The organism is Methanoculleus frigidifontis, assembly GCF_030464345.1.
Taxonomy (GTDB): Archaea; Halobacteriota; Methanomicrobia; order Methanomicrobiales; family Methanoculleaceae; genus Methanoculleus_A; species Methanoculleus_A frigidifontis.
This window is the reverse complement of the sequence record NZ_VCYH01000006.1, coordinates 173,324-190,667: the sequence shown is the minus strand read 5'-3', so window position 1 is coordinate 190,667 and position 17,344 is coordinate 173,324. Positions and strand designations below refer to the sequence as shown.

Sequence of the window (17,344 nt, the reverse complement as noted above, 5' to 3'; positions counted from 1 at the left end):
TAACTACTACAACCACGAGCAGCAGTCCGCCTGCCTGCCGGACGTGCCGCACTCGGAGGAATACATCCTGGCACTCAGAACGCCCTTGCGTAATAAGAGCCAGGCTAGAACGAGAGATAAATACGCATCTCCGTTAAGAGACGGGCAGGTTCATCACCGCCCCTCCTCTGCAAGCGCTTCCGGAGTAGATTATCAGAACACTATTCCTTACTGAGAGAATAGTTCCAGTCCCAGTGTGCATATAAGCAACTGTGCATTGACCCATGGAAGAGGGAAGCAACTGTCGTACAACAGCGAAGTGCGGAACAATCTGACTGCAGCCGCTCATGTTTCCCGGCAAAAGTGAATAGTAAGATATCTCCGGTTCCGTCACACCCCCCCAAACAGAACGACGATATCGTTGAAGTCGATCCGGCCGTTGCCGTTGTAGTCGAAGCAGTCAACCGGTTCGTTGTCAGCGATCCACTCCATCTGCTCAAAATACACAACCACGTCTGCGAAGTCCAGACGGCCGCTGCCGTTCAGGTCTTCGTAGAGCCCGTCGCCGTCAGGGTCGGTCGGCGGGTCGGCATACCCGGGGAGCGCCGCCACCTGCCGGACGGCGACCTTCACCACCCAGAGGTCGCTGCTGGCGTGCTTTCCCGTCACGTCGCCGTCCCGCGACGCCGTGCTGCCTGCTCCGACGTAGCCGCCGTCCGTGTGCTGCAGGATGCCATAACCATAGTCGCCGCCGCTGCCGCCGCAGCACCGCTGCCAGAGGAGGCTCCCGGCCGCATTCAGTTTCACCATCCAGAGATCCGCCCCGCCGTGGCTGCCTGTCGCATCGCCGTCGGCCGACGCCGTCCAGCCGCCGACGAGGTATCCACCGTCGGTCGTCCGGCAGATGCTCCAGCCACGGTCATCCCCGCTGCCGCCGAGGCAGCGCTGCCAGAGAAGGTCTCCGTCGGCGTCCAGCTTCACCACCCAGAGGTCGTCCGAACCATGGTTACCGGTGATGTCACCGTCGCTCGACCCGGTCGTTCCGGTTACGATGTATCCGCCATCGGCAGTCTCTGCCACCGCTGCCGCGTAATCGTCCTCGCTGCCGCCGAGGCACCGCTGCCAGAGGAGCCTGCCCCGCCCATCCATCTTCACCACCCAGGCATCGGCACCGCCGTGGTTCCCGCTCACGTCACCGTTGTTTGAGAAGGTGCCGCCCGCAACAATGTACCCGCCGTCAGCGGTCTCCTGGATGGAGGCGCCCGCGTCAATGCCGCTGCCACCGAGGCAGGACTGCCAGAGAAGGGAACCGCTGCCGTCAAGTTTCACCACCCAGACGTCGCTCAGCCCGTTGTTTCCCCGGACATCACCGTCAAATGAGAGTGCGGCTCCGGCAACGACGTAGCCGCCGTCCGACGTCTGCCGGATTGCAGCGCCCGCATCCCGGAAGCTCCCGCCGAGGCACCGCTGCCAGAGAAGGTCTCCGTCGGCGTCCAGCTTCACCACCCAGAGGTCGTCCGAACCGTGGTTTCCGGAGACGTCCCCGTCGTTTGAAGTGGTGTACCCGGTGAGGACATACCCCCCGTCGTCCGTCTGCCGGATTGAAGCGGCAGTATCGTCGCCGCTGCCGCCGAGGCAGCGCTGCCAGAGAAGCATGCCGCCGGCATCCGTCTTCACCACCCAGGCATCGACACCGCCATGATTACCGCTCACGTCACCGTCGTTCGATCCCGTCGTTCCTGCGGCAATATAGCCGCCGTCACCGATCTCCTGGATGGCATACGCCAGCTCGGCGCCGCTGCCGCCGTATGGTCGCTGGAAGATCACGGCGGACGAATCCGCCGAAACGCCCCCGGCAGCGGGAGATACCATGCAGAGAACCAGGATGAGCGCAACCGCCCAACTAATCCGGAGACGCCGTTCCATTGTTATATCTCCTCGAAGAGGACGACGATATCATTGAAGTCGATCCGGCCGTTGCCGTTGTAGTCGAAGCAGTCGACCGGTTCATTGTCAGCGATCCACTCCATGTTGTCGAAGTAGGCCACCACGTCGGCAAAGTCCAGCCGCCCGTTGCCGTTCAGATCCTCGTAGAGCCCGTCGCCGTCGGGGTCGGTCGGCGGGTCGGCATACCCGGGGAGCGGGAGAACGGCCGGGTCGGTCACGGTGATATAATCGGTCTTTATCTCGGTGTCCCGCCCGAAGAGGCTCGTAACCGTCAGCGAAACTGTGTAGGTGCCTGCAGATGTATAGACATGAACGGGGCTCTGGTCGGCGGAGACCGTCCCGTCACCGAAATCCCAGCGCCACCGGAACGGGCTGCCGGTCGAGAGGTCCGAGAACTGCACCGGCAGCGGTGTGGTGCCTTCGGTCACGTTCGCCGTGAATGCCGCGTGGAAGGCAGACGTGGTCAGGCCGACCATCCAGAGATCGGTATGGCCATGGTTTCCGGATACATCACCGTCGTTCGACCCTGTTGCACCGATGACGGTATATCGCTCACCCTCACCCGGTTGCACGGCATAGCCGACATCATCGCCGCTCCCCCCGCAGCACCGCTGCCAGAGAAGGGTGCCGTCATCGCCAAGCCCGACAACCCAGAGATCGCAGCCGCCATGGTTGCCGTCCGCATCACCGTCTATGGAGTAGGTGTCGCCGACAACAACATACCCGCCACCGGCAACCCGCCGGATACTCCTCGCCGCATCAAGATCGCTGCCGCCGAAGCACCGCTGCCAGAGAAGGTCTCCGTCGGCATCCAGGCGCACAACCCATGCATCCCATGCACCATGATTGCCGGAGACATCACCGTCGCACGAATCGGTCATCCCGGCAACGGCATATCCCCCATCAGCAGTCCGGCAGATATCGTAGCCGTAATCACCCCCGCTCCCCCCAAGCGCGCTTTTCCACCGGAGATTGCCGGCGGCGTCCAGGTTCACCACCCACAGATCGCTGCTCCCGTGGTTTCCGGAGACATCCCCATCGGGCGAAGCGACACTGCCCACCACGACATACCCGCCGTCCGCCGTCTCTGTAATGCCCCAGCCCTCGTCATAACCGCTGCCGCCGAGGCAGGCCTGCCAGAGGAGGGAACCGCCACCGTCAAGTTTCACCACCCAGAGGTCGCTGCTCCCGTGATTGCCGCAGACGTCACCGTCGCTCGAGAGCGTGGAGCCGACAATGACATACCCGCCGTCCGCGGACGGCCGAACCGCAGAACCGGAATCAAGGCCGGTGCCGCCGAGACACCGCTGCCAGAGAAGCGTGCCGCTGTCGTCAAGTTTCACCACCCAGAGATCACAGCCACCATGGTTTCCACAGACGTCACCATCGCATGACCAGGTCGTCCCAACGGCAATATATCCTCCATCGACAGTCTCTGCCACCCCTGCCGCGTAGTCATCACCGCTGCCGCCGAGACAGCGCTGCCAGAGAGGCGTGCCGTCGGCGTCAATTTTCACCACCCAGATATCGGTATGGCCGTGGTTCCCGGAGACCTCGCCGTCGTCCGACCGGCTGCTCCCAACCGCGATCACGCCACCATCTCCGGTAGACCGGAGATCCACCCCGGCATCCCAGCCGCTGCCGCCGCAGGCCGCCTGCCACTCGGGAACCGGCGGCAGAACGGCGGCATCCTCCGGTGAGAAGCGCGAGGAGGGCACGGCGGGATGCCGCTCCGTCCTGCCGACCGAAACCTCTGCAAACGCCGCCTGCACCAGACAGAGCGTGAGCATCACCGCCACGGCAATGGAGTAGGGATCTCGGGTTGTCATCGGGTCACCACCGAAGCGCTGCACACCGGGAGGGATATCCGGAAATTTGTGCGGATAGGCCAATCGCGGCTCCAGAGCGCCGCAATTATCTCCCCGGTGCGAAAGGCCGCTTCGTGCTGAATAATACGGGACCTAGTATATAGAGATTGCGCCGATAGCCCTGCTCTCCCGGTCGCCCCCCAGCGATACTATATTTTTAAAAATATACCTCGAAGATTTGAACAGTTTTTATCGAGCTGCGGGGATTGCTGGCAGCATGCGCATCAGCATCGCGTGCAGCCAGCGGGCGACGGGCTTGTGGAAAAGAGGTGAGGAGGATATCAGGGTCGGTTTTTCTCGACATAGAGATATGCGCCGCCGAGGAGCGCAAGAAGTGCGAAGAGGCCGACGGCGATCTGCGTAAACGGCAGTCCCGATGAGTGCACGCCGGAGATCTGCTCTACGGATCCAGCAAATTCCGCATCGGGCGAGATGGCGGCCTGTGATTCACCGAAGAGCGCATAGGTGCTGAAATGCGAGACCCTGACAGCGATCGTCCGTGCTTCCCCATCCAGATCGGCCGGGAGAACCTCCCATGTCCTGTTGCCCGGGTCATACCAGCGGACGGTAAACCCGCCGTCGCTGCCGGAGTACTCCTCCCATACGTCTTCAGGCACGGCGAATGTCAGCGGCACGGCCGGGTCGAAGACCGCACCTTCAGGACCAAACCGGTAGGCGTAGTCGGCAACCAGCAGCGTAGCCCCGCCGGGCAGCTGTGGCAGATCTTCAGGCGCGATACGGTTCACGGTGATGCTCGAGAGGGGGGCGCCTGCGGCATCGGTCGCGCGGACACCCTCATCAAGCTGCAGCATGGTCACGTTGTCGTCCGAGGAGATCCGCACCGACCGGGTCATCAGACCGGAGGTGTTCACGCCGAGATCGGTCACCGGCTCAGCGGTGGGTGTCGGCGTCGGCGTGGGAACAGGGGTCGTATCGCTCACGAAGGAACGGGAGCTCCCCCCGCCACCTCCTCCGCCGCCTCCGCCTCCACCACCGGAGGATGGAACGACTGTGGCCGGCGGCGGGGCAACTGCTACCAGATCGGCCTTCACGAGAGAGTCCGACCCCGCGGGATTCGTAACGTTGAGAGAGACCGTATAGGTCCCCGACGCCGCATAGGTATGGACGGGGTTCTGGTCGGTCGAGGTCGCACCGTCACCGAAATACCAGAGCCAGCCGGTCGGAATACCGCCGGAGGTATCCGTGAAGGTGACGGTGACCGGTGCTGTGCCGGCCGTAGGGTCGGCCGTGAAGTTTGCGGACGGCGGCGCCACGACACAGATATAATCAACCACCTCTTCGGTGACGCTGCCGAAGTCGTTTGTCACCGTCAGGGCGACCGAGTAGTTGCCGACGGCAGTGTAGGTATGGACGGGATTCTGCTTCATCGATGAACGGCCGTCACCAAAATCCCATTTCCATCTGTCCGGGTTCCCGGTCGACCGATCGGTGAACTGGACGACCAGCGGCGCTGCACCGAGCGTCACGTCCGCATCGAAGGCAGCGACGGGCGGAGCGTCGGCAACGATGTACCCGCTCCTGACCAGAGTATCATCTGCAATATCGTTTGCAACCGTCAGGGAAACGTTGTAGGTGCCCGGCTCAGTGTAGACGTGAACCGGATTTGCCTCCGCCGAGGTCGCGCCGTCGCCGAAGTCCCACGACCATGAGGTCGGGTTTCCGGTCGACGTGTCATTGAACCGGACTGCGAACGGCACAAGCCCTGCTGTCACGTTCGCCGTAAAAGAGGCTGCCGGCGGTTCGAGCACGGCGATGGCGTCGGCCGCATCCGCCGTATCGCTCCCGGCCGCATTGGCTGCGGTCAGGGCGACGGTATAGGTGCCTGCTTCCGCATACACATGAACCGGGTTCTGCTCTTCCGAGGTCGCGCCGTCACCGAAATCCCAGAACCACGATACCGGCGCTCCGGTTGAACGATCGGTGAACTGAACCGCAAGCGGGGCGGCGCCGCCGGTCACGTTCGCAGCGAACGCCGCTTTTGGATACTCTGCGACGGTGATGTAGCCGGTTTTCTCCTCCGTGCTGTTCCCAAGCTCGTTTTCGATCGTCAGCGATACTGTGTAGGTGCCGACGGCAGTGTAGGTGTGTACGGGGTTTGTCTCGTTCGAGACCGATCCGTCACCGAGGTCCCACGACCACACCGTCGGATCCCCTGCCGACCGATCGGCGAACTGCACCGTGAGCGGCGCTGCACCGCCGGTAACGTTCGCATCGAAGGCAGCGGTCGGGAGGGGCGGGGCGGTGACACGGATGTATTTGGTCCGCGTACCCGTGTCGGAGCCGCCGGCGCTCGTTGCCGTCAGGGTAATCGTGTAGTCCCCTGCCGCCGTGTAGGTGTGCTGTGGGTTCTGGTCGGTGCTGTCGATGATACCGTCATTCTCAAAGTCCCAGCTCCACGATGTCGGGCTGCCGCTCGATCTGTCGGTGAACTGAACCGTGAGAGGCGCTTCACCGAACCGCGGCGTAGCACTGAACGATGCCGTCGGGCTGCCGCCGCCGGCGACGGTGAAGAGATAAATGTCCCCAGCTCCGCTGCGGAGGTCTTCCCAGACGACCCGGTTTTTCGAGACCGACGGGAACCACTGGTTCGCGCTCTCGTCCGTGATCATCACTTCGGTATTGGTGGCACTGTTGTAGAGACAGATATCCCAGTTGCCGGCCCGCCGGTCCTCCCAGGCTATCAGGTCACCGTCTATCGCGGGCGAGACCTGCGAGGCGGAATGAGTAGTGATTCGTGTTTCGGTGCCGGTTGCAAGGTCAAACTGGTAGATATCGGCGTTGCCGTTCCGCTCATCTTCCCAGAGAACAATGCCGCCGGAGAGCGCAGGATAGGCCTGCCGGGCTGTGTTCGTGGTGATGCGCTGCTGGGTCTGTGTCGCGGCGTCATACAGATAAATATCCCCGTTGCCGTGCCGGTCGTCCTCCCAGGCCACCAGGTCGCCGGAGACGGCCGGCCACCACTCCGTCACGGGGCTGCAGGGGATACGCGTCTCCGTCTCCGAAGCGATATCGTAGAGATAGAGGTTCAGATCGGCGCCCCTGACATCGTACCAGACGATCCGGTCGCCTTCGATGACCGGGTGCCACTGGCTGGCCGTCTCATCGGTTATCCGTGTTTCCTTCCCGGTAGAACGGTCGTACAGATAAATATCCAGATTGCCGTGCCGGTCGTCCTCCCAGACAATCCTGTTCCCGGAGACCGCCGGAGAGGTCTGGTTGGCGGAATTTGCCGTGACCCGCTTCTCCGTCCCGGTCGACAGGTCGGCAAGATAGACATCCCAGTTGCCGTTGCGATAATCAGCCCAGACAACCAGGTCACCGTCGATCCGGGGCATGACCTGCCACCCGGAGGCCGTGCATACAGGCGTCTCGGTACCGAAGTCCGTCGATGCGGCGAAAACCGGCTGAATCAGGCCGGCTGCCAGAAGAGCTATGCATAATAGAGCCGTTTCTCTGTGTCGTGACATCTTTTGATCACCATGCATGAGAGCGTTCCCCCCTGTGCATCCTCACACGGTGGTGCGGGCGGTTGTACAGCCAGACGTGCCGGGTCACCTCGGGAGAGCAGACAGTACTGTTCGCCCGATACCGCGTACAGAACAACGCATATGGTGATTCCGGTTGCCGCTCCCCGGCTGACACCAGGGTGATGGGGGAGAGCATCACAATCATATAAAAAAGTATCTCTGACGGCACAGTGATGCGGCTGAGTTCCCGGAGAAAAGAATATTATATAAATAATAAAATAATTGCCAGGCACGTTAAATGTGCCCACCGGGATCTACTCTTCTTCCGCGAGCCTGCGCACCGTGGCGATATTCCCGGCATCGTCGCGCCGCTCGTCGACGGGAGTCTCGCAGATCAGGGGGATGTCCCGGATGCCGGGATAGCGGAGGATGTGGCGGAACGCTTCCTCACCGATGGAGCCAAGGCCGATGTGCTCGTGCCGGTCGAGGTGGCTCCCGAGGTCGCCCCTGCAGTCGTTGAAATGGATCACCTTCAGGCGCTCAAGGCCGAGCAGGTCGTCGAACTCTCCGAACATCTCCTCTACGCTCTCTTCGGTCCGCAGCTCGTACCCGCCCGCAAAGGCATGACAGGTATCGAAGCAGATGCCGATGCGTCCGGGCTCCTCGATGCCGTCGATGATCTGCCGGATCTCTGAGAAAGTCGTTCCGACGCTGTTCTTCTCGCCTGCCGTGTTCTCGAGGAGGAGCATCACACCGTCGCCCGCACTCCCGAGCGCCCGGTTGACGGCGTCCGCAACCCGCTGCCGCCCGGACTCAATGCCGCCCACGCCGTGGTGCCCGAGGTGCGTCACCAGATAGGGAACGCCCAGGGCATCGCACCGAACGAGTTCTGCAGTCAGTGCGGCGACGGATTTTTCAGCGATCTCGTCATTCGATGAGGCCAGGTTCGGCAGATAGGGCATGTGATCGACGACGGGGCCAAGCCCGGACGATTGCACCCCGGCGCGGAATGCAGCCACAGCATTCGGATCGAGTTCCTTCGCCCTCCATCCCCGGGGATTTCGTGAAAAGATCTGAAATGTGTCGCAACCCCGCTCCTCCGCTCGCCCGACCGCCCGGTCGATCGACCCGGCGATCGAGACGTGACATCCGACCCGAACCATCACCGTAGATATGCACCGGCGAAGGCTTACGTCTTTGTGCCGTGCGAAAGTTCGCGGAGCACGGCCTCCCCAAACTCCCGTGTCCCGGTCGTGCCGCCGAGGTCGGGTGTCCGGATCCCCTTCGCAAGCGTCTTTCCCACCGCCTCTTCGACCGCCGCCGCATTCCCGGTATCGTCGAAGTGCCTGAGCAGCATCACCCCGCTCCGTATCGCCGCGATGGGATTGGCGATGTTCTGCCCTGCGATATCGGGCGCACTCCCGTGAACGGGCTCGAAGAACGCGTACCGGTCACCGATGTTGGCGCTTGGGAGCATCCCGAGACCTCCGGCCAGATACCCTGCCGTATCGGAGAGAATATCGCCGAAGATATTCGTGGTGACGATGACGTCGTAGCGGTCCGGGTGCATCAGAATGTCCAGGCAGAGGGCATCGATATACCGGGTTTCGTACGGGACGCCCGCCCGTTCGGCCTCCTGGCGGCAGATGTCGACAAAGAGTACATCCGATTTCAGGACGTTCGCCTTGTTGCCGATCGTCAGGTGCCGGCGCTGCCGGGCGAGCGTGCAGGCGCACCGGGCAATCCGCCGGCTTCCCTTCTCCGAGATCACCCGCAGCGTGCAGGCACGGTCAGACTCCCGCCACTCGATCCCCGAATAGAGCCCCTCGGTGTTCTCCCGCACGATGACGATATTGAATCCCTCGCCGCGGACGGGCCGGATATTTGCATAGAGGTCGAGGTCGTGGCGGATCTGCAGGACTACGCTCCGGTACCCGGGGTCGGGCGGCGTCGTCACCGCCCCGAAGAGGATGGCGTCGGCCGACCGGAGATCGGCGATCGTCCCCGAATCACAGGCGCTGCCGGTACGCTCCCATCGCCCGTAGCCGACCTCGACGTCAAAAAACTCAAAATCCGGCCGTACCGCACCGAGAACGCTGCGCGCAACGGGAATGACCTCGTGCCCGATGCCGTCGCCCTCAACAACCGCTATCCGCACCATCGCTCCTCCACCTCCTGGCAACCTCGGTCACCGCCCCGGCGATCGCCGCCGGCGATGCCCCCCAGTGCACCACGGCCCCGAACCTGCCGTCGTACAGCCCGACACCCTCGCGTTCGCTCCGGCAGCAGCGGGCAATGAAGGGCTCGTGCTCCACGGCAGCGAGGGGGCAGGTATTCTCGATTGCAAACTCCTCCCCGTAGCACTCGCGCACCAGCTGCGAGCCGGTCAGGCACCCGGCCACCCGGTCACCCGCCCGTACGGGATCGGCGTCGAGTGTGCGCTCGAACCCCGCCGCCCTGCAGGGATAGATGTCGGCAGCAAGCCTGCTGATATCCCGGACGTGGTGGTCGAAGACCACGGCGAGATCTCCGAAGAGCCCGCACGCTTCGAGCTCCCGGAGCGTGGCGGAGAGATGCGGGCGGGGCGGGGCGATATCGTAGACGTGAACCCGGAGAAACCCGGAGATCTCGGGGTCGAGCACGAATGTGGTATGCTCGTCGTAACCGGTGAAGATGGTGCACCGCCGCCCGGTCTCGAGAGCCTTCGCCACAAGCCCCGCCCGGTCGTGGAGCTGCACCTTCTCCGGGTAGCGGCAGACCTCGTCCCCTGCCGCGAGAACGGCCGCGCCGGTCACCCGCCGCATCAGCCCTTCCCCGGCCGGATCGGGCGTGACCTCCAGCACCTCGTATCCTTCCGGCGTCTCCCGGATGATGTACTTCGTGAGAAAGTAGACGCGCTCGCCGCAGGGCCGGCAGCCGGTGTCGTAGCCGACCACCTTGCAGTGCTCCGGAACGATCACCGCTGCGACCTCCAGTGATCCACAAGGCCGCCGGCCCGGAGGATCTCGATCATCCGCGGTGAGAGGGGACGGACCGGGAAGCGGTCGCCGTCCACCTCGACCCATCCTGCATCGAGGTCGAAGCGGACGGAAGCGCCCTCCCGGCAGGGCACCTCCGCCTCGATGACGGGGAGGCCGACGTTGATGGCGTTCCGAAAGAAGATGCGGGCGAAGGACGGGGCGACGATCCCGGCCACACCCGCCTCTTTGAGGGCGATGACCGCCTGCTCGCGGGACGACCCGCACCCCATGTTCTTGCCGGCCAGAATGACCGCACCGGCAAGGCGGGGAGCAAGTGCGGGATCGAGGTCCTCGAAGATGTGCTCCGCCCAGACGGAGCGGTTTTTCGTTCTGAGGTAGCGGCCGGCGATGATGATGTCGGTATCAATATCGCTGCCGAGGCAGACCGCGTGTCCGGCACCGTGCATTATGCCCCCTCCGGCTCGGTGATGGTGCCCGTAAGAGCGCTTGCAGCGGCGGTGGCGACCGAGGAGAGGTAGATCTCGCCGCCGACACCCATCCGGTTCTTGAAGTTCCGGTTCGCGGTCGAGAGGCAGACCTCCCCCTCGCCGAGAACACCGGAATGTGCGCCGAGGCAGGGCCCGCAGCCGGGGGCCGCGATCATACACCCGGCCTCCACGATATCCGCAAGGACGCCGGTGGCGGCCGCCTGCCGGAGCACGCTGCGGGAAGCGGGCACGACGATCGTCCTCACCGCCACCTGTCGCCCGCGGACGATACGGGCGAACCGCTGCAGGTCCTCGAACCTGCCGTTCGTGCACGTCCCGACGAAGACCTGATCGAGCGGCGTGCCCGCAACCTCGGCGACCGGACGGACGGTATCCACCCGGTGCGGCACCGCCACCAGCGGGGCGACGGCGTCAAGGTCGATCGCGACCGAGGCCGCGGCGCAGCACTCCTCCGGCTCCTGCCGTTCCGCCGCGACACCGTACCCGGCCAGGTACTGCAGCGTGACGTCGTCGGCATAGAACATCCCGGTCTTCGCCCCGGTCTCCACCGCCATGTTGCAGAGCGTGAGCCGTCCCGCCATGGATATGCCCGCCGCACCGTCACCCAGGAATTCGAGGGCGCGGTACGACGCACCGTCCATCCCGAGCTTTCCGACGTAGGCGAGCGCCACGTCCTTCGGCTCTGCAGCCCCGTCCAATCGTCCGGCCAGCGTCACCCGGACGGTCTCCGGAACCCGGAACCAGGTCGACCCCGACGCCCAGATCGCGGCCATATCGGTCGCCCCGACACCGGTAGCAAACGCCCCGAACGCACCGAGCGTGCAGGTATGGGAATCGGCGCCCACCACGATCTGCCCCGGCCGGACGACGCCCTCGCTCATGACCTGGTGGCAGATACCGCCGCCGACGTCGGAGAGCGCAATCCCGGAGGAGCAGGCGTACTCGCGCAGCTCCTTCTGCAGGTCTGCCGTAATCGAGGTGTTGGCGGGGACGATGTGGTCGAAGATCAGGCGCACCCGCTCGGGGTGCGGGATGGTATCGACGCCCATCTCCCGGAGGGTCTCGCGGGTGAGGACGCCGGTTCCGTCGTGGGCGAAGGCGAGATCGACCGGCCGGTCGACGTATTCACCGGCAGGAGCCCCAAGGATCTGCTCGCAGAGGGTGCTCATTTCGCATCTTCCTTCGCCGCCTTCAGGATAGCGCAGAGCACGTCCGGGGTGATGCTGCATTTCCCTTCGCTGCGCATCTTGATCTGCTCCAGCACCCACTGGACCTGGCCGTCAGCGAGCGTATAGCCGTACGCCTGTGCCACGTGCTCGACGGCGCGCCTCCCGGTATGCTTGCCGAGGATGAACCGCCGCTCGCCCCCCACCATCTCCGGCGGGATATACTCGTAGGTCAGCGGATCTTCGAGGATCGCCGCGATGTGGATTCCGCTCTCATGGGCGAAGGCATGCTCGCCGACGATCGCCTTCGTCTTCGCCGGGAAGACGCCCGAGACATCGGCCACATACCGGGAGAGGTCGCAGAGGGGGGTGAGGTCGTAGCGATCGATGCCGCCTTTCAGGCGGAGAGCGACCAGCACCTCTTCGAGCGCAGCATTCCCGGCACGCTCGCCGATGCCGTTGACGGTGGTGTGCAGTTGATACGCCCCCGCCGCCGCTGCCGTGATGGTGTTCGCCGATGCAAACCCGAGATCGTTGTGGCAGTGCACGCAGAGGGGGTGGTCGACCGCCCGGACGATCTCTGCAACGGCGCTCTGCATCTCGAGGGGCGTTAAATATCCAACCGTGTCGGCGAAACTCACGAGGCTGGCGCCGTGCTCGGCGCCCCGCGTATACATCTCCACGAGAAACGCTATATCGGTGCGGGAGGCGTCTTCGGCCGCGAAACGGACCTCGACACCATGATCGGAGGCGTACTCCACCATCTTCAGGGCATTGTCGAGCACCTGCTCCCGGGGTTTGCGGTACTTGAGCCTGACATGGAGCGGCGAGGTCGCGATGAAGATGCTGACCATATCGACGTCGCAGTCAAGGGCGGTATCGACGTCGCCCTGCAGCGCCCGGGCAAGACAGCAGACCCGAGCGGAGAGCCCGCTCCGGGCGATCGACGTGACGCAGTCCTTCTCGGCCGGGGAGACAACCGGAAAACCCGCTTCGATCACATCGACGCCGATGGCGTCGAGACGCCCGGCAATCGTCATCTTCTCTTCACAGCTGAACGATACACCGGGAGTCTGCTCCCCGTCTCGCAGCGTAACGTCACAAATCTCAATATGCCACGGTTTCATGTCGTCCATCCTCCGGGCAGGCGCCCTCGATCACCACGGTTCGGGGCTCGTCGGGCACATGCAGAGCCTCACGGAGCGCCGCCTCGTCATCTGCACGGCAGACGATCGGCTTCGCCCAGGTGAGGTACGTCATACTATCATACGCGGGGTGACCGCCGGTCATCCCCATGCGGTTGTTCTTCAATACGATACAGAGGAGCGGCGTCCGCTTCTCATAGACATCAATGAGGGCATTCATGCCGGAATGGAGCAGGGCGTAGTCGCCCGTGAGTGCTAGCCGGGTGCTCGTCGCAGCGACGCCGATGGAGGAGCCGAGGCCGTAACTCGCCGCCCCGATGCCGTACGGCGGGTTCATTGCGAGCAGCGAGCAGCCCGCATCGCAGATCACCCGAAAGCCCCGCTCCTTCAGGATCGCAAAGACCGGGTGAAACGGGCAGTCGCGGCAGAATGTACGGTGGTAGCCCCGCATCTCCATCCGCTCCGGAACCCCTCCGGTCGCAGGCGGTTCACACCAGCGGTGCTCCCGCAGAAACGGCCGGCCGTACTCGTGCGTATCGGCAAGAAGCGCCGGGTCTGCAGGCGGCGGGTAGACGGTGACGGCACGTGACTGTCCGGGAGCAGCACCGGCGCCGACCGTCCCGCCCCCGATCCGGTTCAGCGGCGATCCGCGTGACCAGGCAAAGACTGCGGCCGTGCGCTGCCCGGCGGCGACCGCCTTCCCGGGAAGGGTCAGTCCCGGGTCTGCGAGCTGCCCGGAGGCGTCTTTGCGCACCGATTCTGTCCAGGGGATCTCCCCCTCAAGAAGCGCGGGCGTGATCCTGAGTAGAGCCGCGCGGGAGAACGCCTCGGATGCCCGGAAAGCCTCCTCCACCGCCGCAGGGCAGGTTCCGGCATCCGGCTCGAGCACCGGGATCTGGGCGATCTCGCCGTAGTACCGGGAGTCCTGTGCGTTCTGCGACGCAACCGCATCGACGTCGTCCCCCGCAACGATCACCACGCCGGAGCAGAGCCCCTGGGTGGTAGCGTTGACCAGCGGGTCGGCGCAGGCGTTCATCCCGACGTGCTTGACGATGACACAGGCCCGGCGCCCGGAGAGCGAGTCGCCGAGGGCGTACTCGAGCGCCGTCTTCTCGTTGATCACAATCTCCGCGTCAAGGAGCGAGGCGAGGTCCGAGACCGGGTAGCCCGGGACGGTGTAGAAACGGTCGGCAGACCGCCGGAGCGCCGCGGCAAGTGCAAGAACTCCCCTCATGGCGAATCCCTCCCCGGCACCAGGTCGCATGCAGTGCAGGCCGAACACATGGTCAGCGCCTCCTCCGGGTGCAGGCCGGCACGCTGCAGGGCCTGCTTGTGCAGATCGAAGATGCCAAGAAGCCGCTCCGCCGAAGGGCGCGGTAGATCTGCGAGATCAGCCGCCGGCGAGAGAGGCCTGATGACCGGGATGACGCCGATCCAGGCGAGTTCGTCGATGCACTGCCCGATCTCCTCGTCAGTCTCGCCGAGGCCGACGATGACGTTGGAGAAGACCCTGCCGCGCCCGAAGAGCGCGACCGACTGCCGGAGCGCCTCCCAGACCGCATCGCGGTCGAGACCCGGACAGATCTCCGCAAAGAGCGCAGGTGTCGCCGTCTCGAGATTGAATTTTACCTCGACGACGCCGAGGTCGTGAAGGCGGCGGGGGGAATCCGGCGTCGGGTAGATGGCGACGCCGATCGGCAGGTCAAACTGTCGGAGCGCCCTGACAACCTCAAGTACATACTCTTCCTCCTCTTCGACGGTCGATGCAACGCCGGAGGTGATCGAGACGGCATCGATGCGGCCTTTCACGCTCTCGACAAGGCGGGCGATCTCCCCGACCGATTTTCGCCTTCCGGCAAGGGACGGCACCGGGCAGTAGCGGCACCCGAAGATGCACGCTCCGGTCACGGTGATGTATGCCTGGCGGGGGCAGTGGAGCGCCGCCTGTTCAAGCCGCCCCCAAACACGTTCGCCGCCGAGGGCGAGGGTCGCGACCCCGCCGCCGTCATGCACCAGCGTCACCGGGCTCGCCGGATCGATGCCGAGCCGTACCCGGCGGTTCCCGACGGCAAAGAAGACCGAACCCGCTGAGCCTGCGGAGGGGCCGGCGGCGGACCGGGAGATATATGCGTCCGCGTCCTCGCCTGCCAGCCGCACCGATCCCTGCTCGAGCAGGGCTGCCTTCAGTCGTCTCCAGTCCATAACCCGAGTGCCTCATCGTATCTGGTCGCAAAAGGTATTGCCGCCACCGCCCCGATGACCCCCCGGCCGTCCAGGACGATGGAGAGCCGCGGGTCGTCCAGTGCCGCCAGATCAGCATGCGCAACCTCGCCGGACTTTACCTTCCGGCCGAACGGTTCGAGCGGGGCGGGGTCAAAGCCCCGGTAGACGGCCATCCCGGTCTTCTCCGAGAGGGTGTACTCCTCAAGATACTCCCGATACCGCCGGACAAGGCCTTCCGGATCGGCGGAGGCGAACTCGCAGGCGATGGCGACGCAGTTTTTGGTCCGGTAGGGAACGGGGTAGAGCTGGACGATGGTGTGGGAGAGATACCGGGAGCGGTCGTCCTGGACCGCCTGAGCAATATTATGTGCCAGCGTCCAGGTCGCTCCCTCCTCGGGGGTGTCCGTGTCGTCGACGCCGATGATCACCCGCTCCCGCCGCGGCAGCCAGATCGTGGAACCGGCAAGCTTTCCGCCGCCGGCAGGATCGCTCCGGTAGCGGAGGACGCCGGGAGCAGAGGCACGGCAGATGGACGCACCGACACCGCCGCCGCCGAGCCCGCGGTAGGTGATCGCGATCTCGTCCGCAGTCACGTCGACACCGGCGATGCCGGCCGGAAACCGGGAGCCTTCAAGGGCAAGATCAGCAGCGCCGGTCGCGAGGACGTAGCGGTTCGTCGCCCCGATCGTCCGGACGGATTCGACGAGCGGGCTCTGTGCATAGTGGCGCTTCACCCACATCGCTCCGCCGATGCACTCGAAGAACTCTACGAGTTCGACGCGTCTCCCCTCGCCATCAGCGACCGCGACGATCTGGGGATACCGGATCGTATAGGGATCAGAGATCTTCTCCATAGAGACCTGCCGCTTCGAGACCCCGGTTTGCCCAGAGCACTGCACCCAGAGCACCGATGCGCCCTTTTCTCCCGGTCGAGTCGATGTACTCGATACCCAATCGCTCTGCCTCTGCCTCGGCCTCGGGGACGGTGAGGATGTCGGTCTTCACCCTCCGGAGGTACTCCGACTCGTCGGCAAAGGCAAGCCCCCGGTAGACCGCAATACCGGTGTCGTCACTGACTGCACGGGATTCTATAAAGTCACGCACGTAGGCGAGCAGCTCGTCGACCCTGCCGGGCCGCACGGCGAAGTTCAGCGCCGAGCCGACGCAGTTCGTCGTCTTCTTCGGCACGGCGGGGTTGAGCTGCACGAGCCGCATATTCAGGTGCTCCACACCAGGGATGGAGCAGGCTTCAGCACACTGCAGGGCGAGCACCCAGGTGGCACCTTCTTCCTTGGTGTCGGTGTCGTCGATGCCGATGGTGATCTTCTCATAGCGCGGTGAGACGATCCGGACACGGTTTTTGCGGGCACCGCCGATCTTCAGGTCCTCTTCGCTCGGATACTCGGCGCGGATCACGCCGGGCGCCTGCGGAAGGCAGGCGGCAACACCGACACCCGCCCCGGCAATCCCTGACCAGATGGTCACCACCTCATCGCCCTGCACCTCCACGCCCTCCAGGGCCTGACCGCCGATCTCGCGGTCGGCGGCACCGAACTGCGCCGGCGACGTGCCGAGAGAGGCGAGCATCGTCATGGTGGTGCCCTCAACACAGGCCGAACGGAGGGCTCCCTTCGCCCGCAGGCGGTTTGCTGCGTCCCACTCGATCGTCCCCCGTGCCCGGCACTGCTCGCGGATCTCTGCAAGGCCAGCCTTTTCGTCGACCATGACCAGAAATTTCTGTGCAAAGAGCTGTCCGTAGCGTTTCCTGACATCGTCCGGAGTAAGTATGATCACGATATCACCGAAAATCTCGTTAACAGGTTTATCGTTGACAAAGATATATAAGCAGATCGATCCACGCCGAAACGAGCAGAAAAACGGCTCTGGCAATCCTTCGCGGGTTGTATCGGTCATTCCCCGCAGCACCTGTCCGGGATATCCCGGAGCGGGAGTGGCGGCCGTATCGAGGAAGGAGAAACCACCCCTTCGCCGGCTTGAACAAAGGCCGTATCACCGCTCTTTTCCGATATTCGCGGAGGTTTTTGACCGCAGATTTCTC

Annotated in this window: 13 protein-coding genes; all 13 read right to left on the bottom strand. The window is 64.3% G+C overall.

The annotated features are described in order from the left end of the window. Positions 1-369: 369 nt before the first annotated feature. Positions 370-1,905, bottom strand: coding sequence for a hypothetical protein (locus tag FGU65_RS10655; RefSeq protein WP_301664448.1), 1,536 nt, complete (start codon positions 1,903-1,905; stop codon positions 370-372). 2 nt (positions 1,906-1,907) lie between these two features. Then, positions 1,908-3,755 (bottom strand): PKD domain-containing protein, encoded by a 1,848-nt coding sequence (locus FGU65_RS10650; protein WP_301664447.1) that lies wholly within the window; start codon positions 3,753-3,755, stop codon positions 1,908-1,910. 320 nt (positions 3,756-4,075) lie between these two features. Beyond that, entirely contained in the window at positions 4,076-7,282 is a 3,207-nt protein-coding gene (locus FGU65_RS10645) for a PKD domain-containing protein (RefSeq protein WP_301664446.1), read from the bottom strand. Positions 7,283-7,596: 314 nt separating this feature from the next. After that, positions 7,597-8,445, bottom strand: a complete 849-nt coding sequence (locus tag FGU65_RS10640; protein ID WP_301664445.1) for a deoxyribonuclease IV — start codon at positions 8,443-8,445, stop codon at positions 7,597-7,599. 26 nt (positions 8,446-8,471) lie between these two features. Beyond that, positions 8,472-9,443: an isocitrate/isopropylmalate dehydrogenase family protein gene (locus FGU65_RS10635; RefSeq protein WP_301664444.1), complete on the bottom strand. Its 972-nt coding sequence runs from the start codon at positions 9,441-9,443 to the stop codon at positions 8,472-8,474. Further along, positions 9,421-10,242 carry a DUF7714 family protein gene (locus tag FGU65_RS10630; protein WP_301664443.1) on the bottom strand — a complete coding sequence of 274 codons (822 nt, stop codon included), beginning with the start codon at positions 10,240-10,242 and terminating at the stop codon, positions 9,421-9,423. Before FGU65_RS10630 ends, FGU65_RS10635 begins: the two co-directional genes overlap by 23 nt. Next, positions 10,239-10,709 (bottom strand): LeuD/DmdB family oxidoreductase small subunit, encoded by a 471-nt coding sequence (locus FGU65_RS10625; RefSeq protein ID WP_301664442.1) that lies wholly within the window; start codon positions 10,707-10,709, stop codon positions 10,239-10,241. Before FGU65_RS10625 ends, FGU65_RS10630 begins: the two co-directional genes overlap by 4 nt. Further along, positions 10,709-11,920 (bottom strand): 3-isopropylmalate dehydratase large subunit, encoded by a 1,212-nt coding sequence (locus FGU65_RS10620; protein ID WP_301664441.1) that lies wholly within the window; start codon positions 11,918-11,920, stop codon positions 10,709-10,711. Before FGU65_RS10620 ends, FGU65_RS10625 begins: the two co-directional genes overlap by 1 nt. After that, positions 11,917-13,044, bottom strand: coding sequence for a homocitrate synthase family protein (locus tag FGU65_RS10615; RefSeq protein WP_301664440.1), 1,128 nt, complete (start codon positions 13,042-13,044; stop codon positions 11,917-11,919). The genes FGU65_RS10620 and FGU65_RS10615 overlap by 4 nt, the downstream gene beginning before the upstream one ends. After that, entirely contained in the window at positions 13,025-14,296 is a 1,272-nt protein-coding gene (locus FGU65_RS10610; RefSeq protein WP_301664439.1) for a thiamine pyrophosphate-dependent enzyme, read from the bottom strand. The genes FGU65_RS10615 and FGU65_RS10610 overlap by 20 nt, the downstream gene beginning before the upstream one ends. Then, the gene (locus FGU65_RS10605) at positions 14,293-15,264 is read right to left on the bottom strand and encodes a radical SAM protein (RefSeq protein ID WP_301664438.1); all 972 of its coding nucleotides are present in this window, start codon (positions 15,262-15,264) and stop codon (positions 14,293-14,295) included. Before FGU65_RS10605 ends, FGU65_RS10610 begins: the two co-directional genes overlap by 4 nt. Next, the gene (gene mmp11, locus FGU65_RS10600) at positions 15,246-16,139 is read right to left on the bottom strand and encodes a methanogenesis marker protein 11 (protein WP_301664437.1); all 894 of its coding nucleotides are present in this window, start codon (positions 16,137-16,139) and stop codon (positions 15,246-15,248) included. Before mmp11 ends, FGU65_RS10605 begins: the two co-directional genes overlap by 19 nt. Next, complete coding sequence (locus tag FGU65_RS10595; protein WP_301664436.1) at positions 16,123-17,079, bottom strand: tRNA(Ile2) 2-agmatinylcytidine synthetase; 957 nt, start codon at positions 17,077-17,079, stop codon at positions 16,123-16,125. The genes mmp11 and FGU65_RS10595 overlap by 17 nt, the downstream gene beginning before the upstream one ends. Positions 17,080-17,344 lie beyond the last annotated feature (265 nt).

Excerpts from the sequence above, each read along its gene's own strand:
- FGU65_RS10655 (WP_301664448.1), bottom strand. The coding sequence starts at position 1,905 with ATGGAACGGCGTCTCCGGATTAGTTGGGCGGTTGCGCTCATCCTGGTT.
- FGU65_RS10650 (WP_301664447.1), bottom strand. The coding sequence starts at position 3,755 with ATGACAACCCGAGATCCCTACTCCATTGCCGTGGCGGTGATGCTCACG.
- FGU65_RS10645 (WP_301664446.1), bottom strand. The coding sequence starts at position 7,282 with ATGTCACGACACAGAGAAACGGCTCTATTATGCATAGCTCTTCTGGCA.
- FGU65_RS10640 (WP_301664445.1), bottom strand. The coding sequence starts at position 8,445 with ATGGTTCGGGTCGGATGTCACGTCTCGATCGCCGGGTCGATCGACCGG.
- FGU65_RS10635 (WP_301664444.1), bottom strand. The coding sequence starts at position 9,443 with ATGGTGCGGATAGCGGTTGTTGAGGGCGACGGCATCGGGCACGAGGTC.
- FGU65_RS10625 (WP_301664442.1), bottom strand. The coding sequence starts at position 10,709 with ATGCACGGTGCCGGACACGCGGTCTGCCTCGGCAGCGATATTGATACC.
- FGU65_RS10620 (WP_301664441.1), bottom strand. The coding sequence starts at position 11,920 with ATGAGCACCCTCTGCGAGCAGATCCTTGGGGCTCCTGCCGGTGAATAC.
- FGU65_RS10615 (WP_301664440.1), bottom strand. The coding sequence starts at position 13,044 with ATGAAACCGTGGCATATTGAGATTTGTGACGTTACGCTGCGAGACGGG.
- FGU65_RS10610 (WP_301664439.1), bottom strand. The coding sequence starts at position 14,296 with ATGAGGGGAGTTCTTGCACTTGCCGCGGCGCTCCGGCGGTCTGCCGAC.
- FGU65_RS10605 (WP_301664438.1), bottom strand. The coding sequence starts at position 15,264 with ATGGACTGGAGACGACTGAAGGCAGCCCTGCTCGAGCAGGGATCGGTG.
- mmp11 (WP_301664437.1), bottom strand. The coding sequence starts at position 16,139 with ATGGAGAAGATCTCTGATCCCTATACGATCCGGTATCCCCAGATCGTC.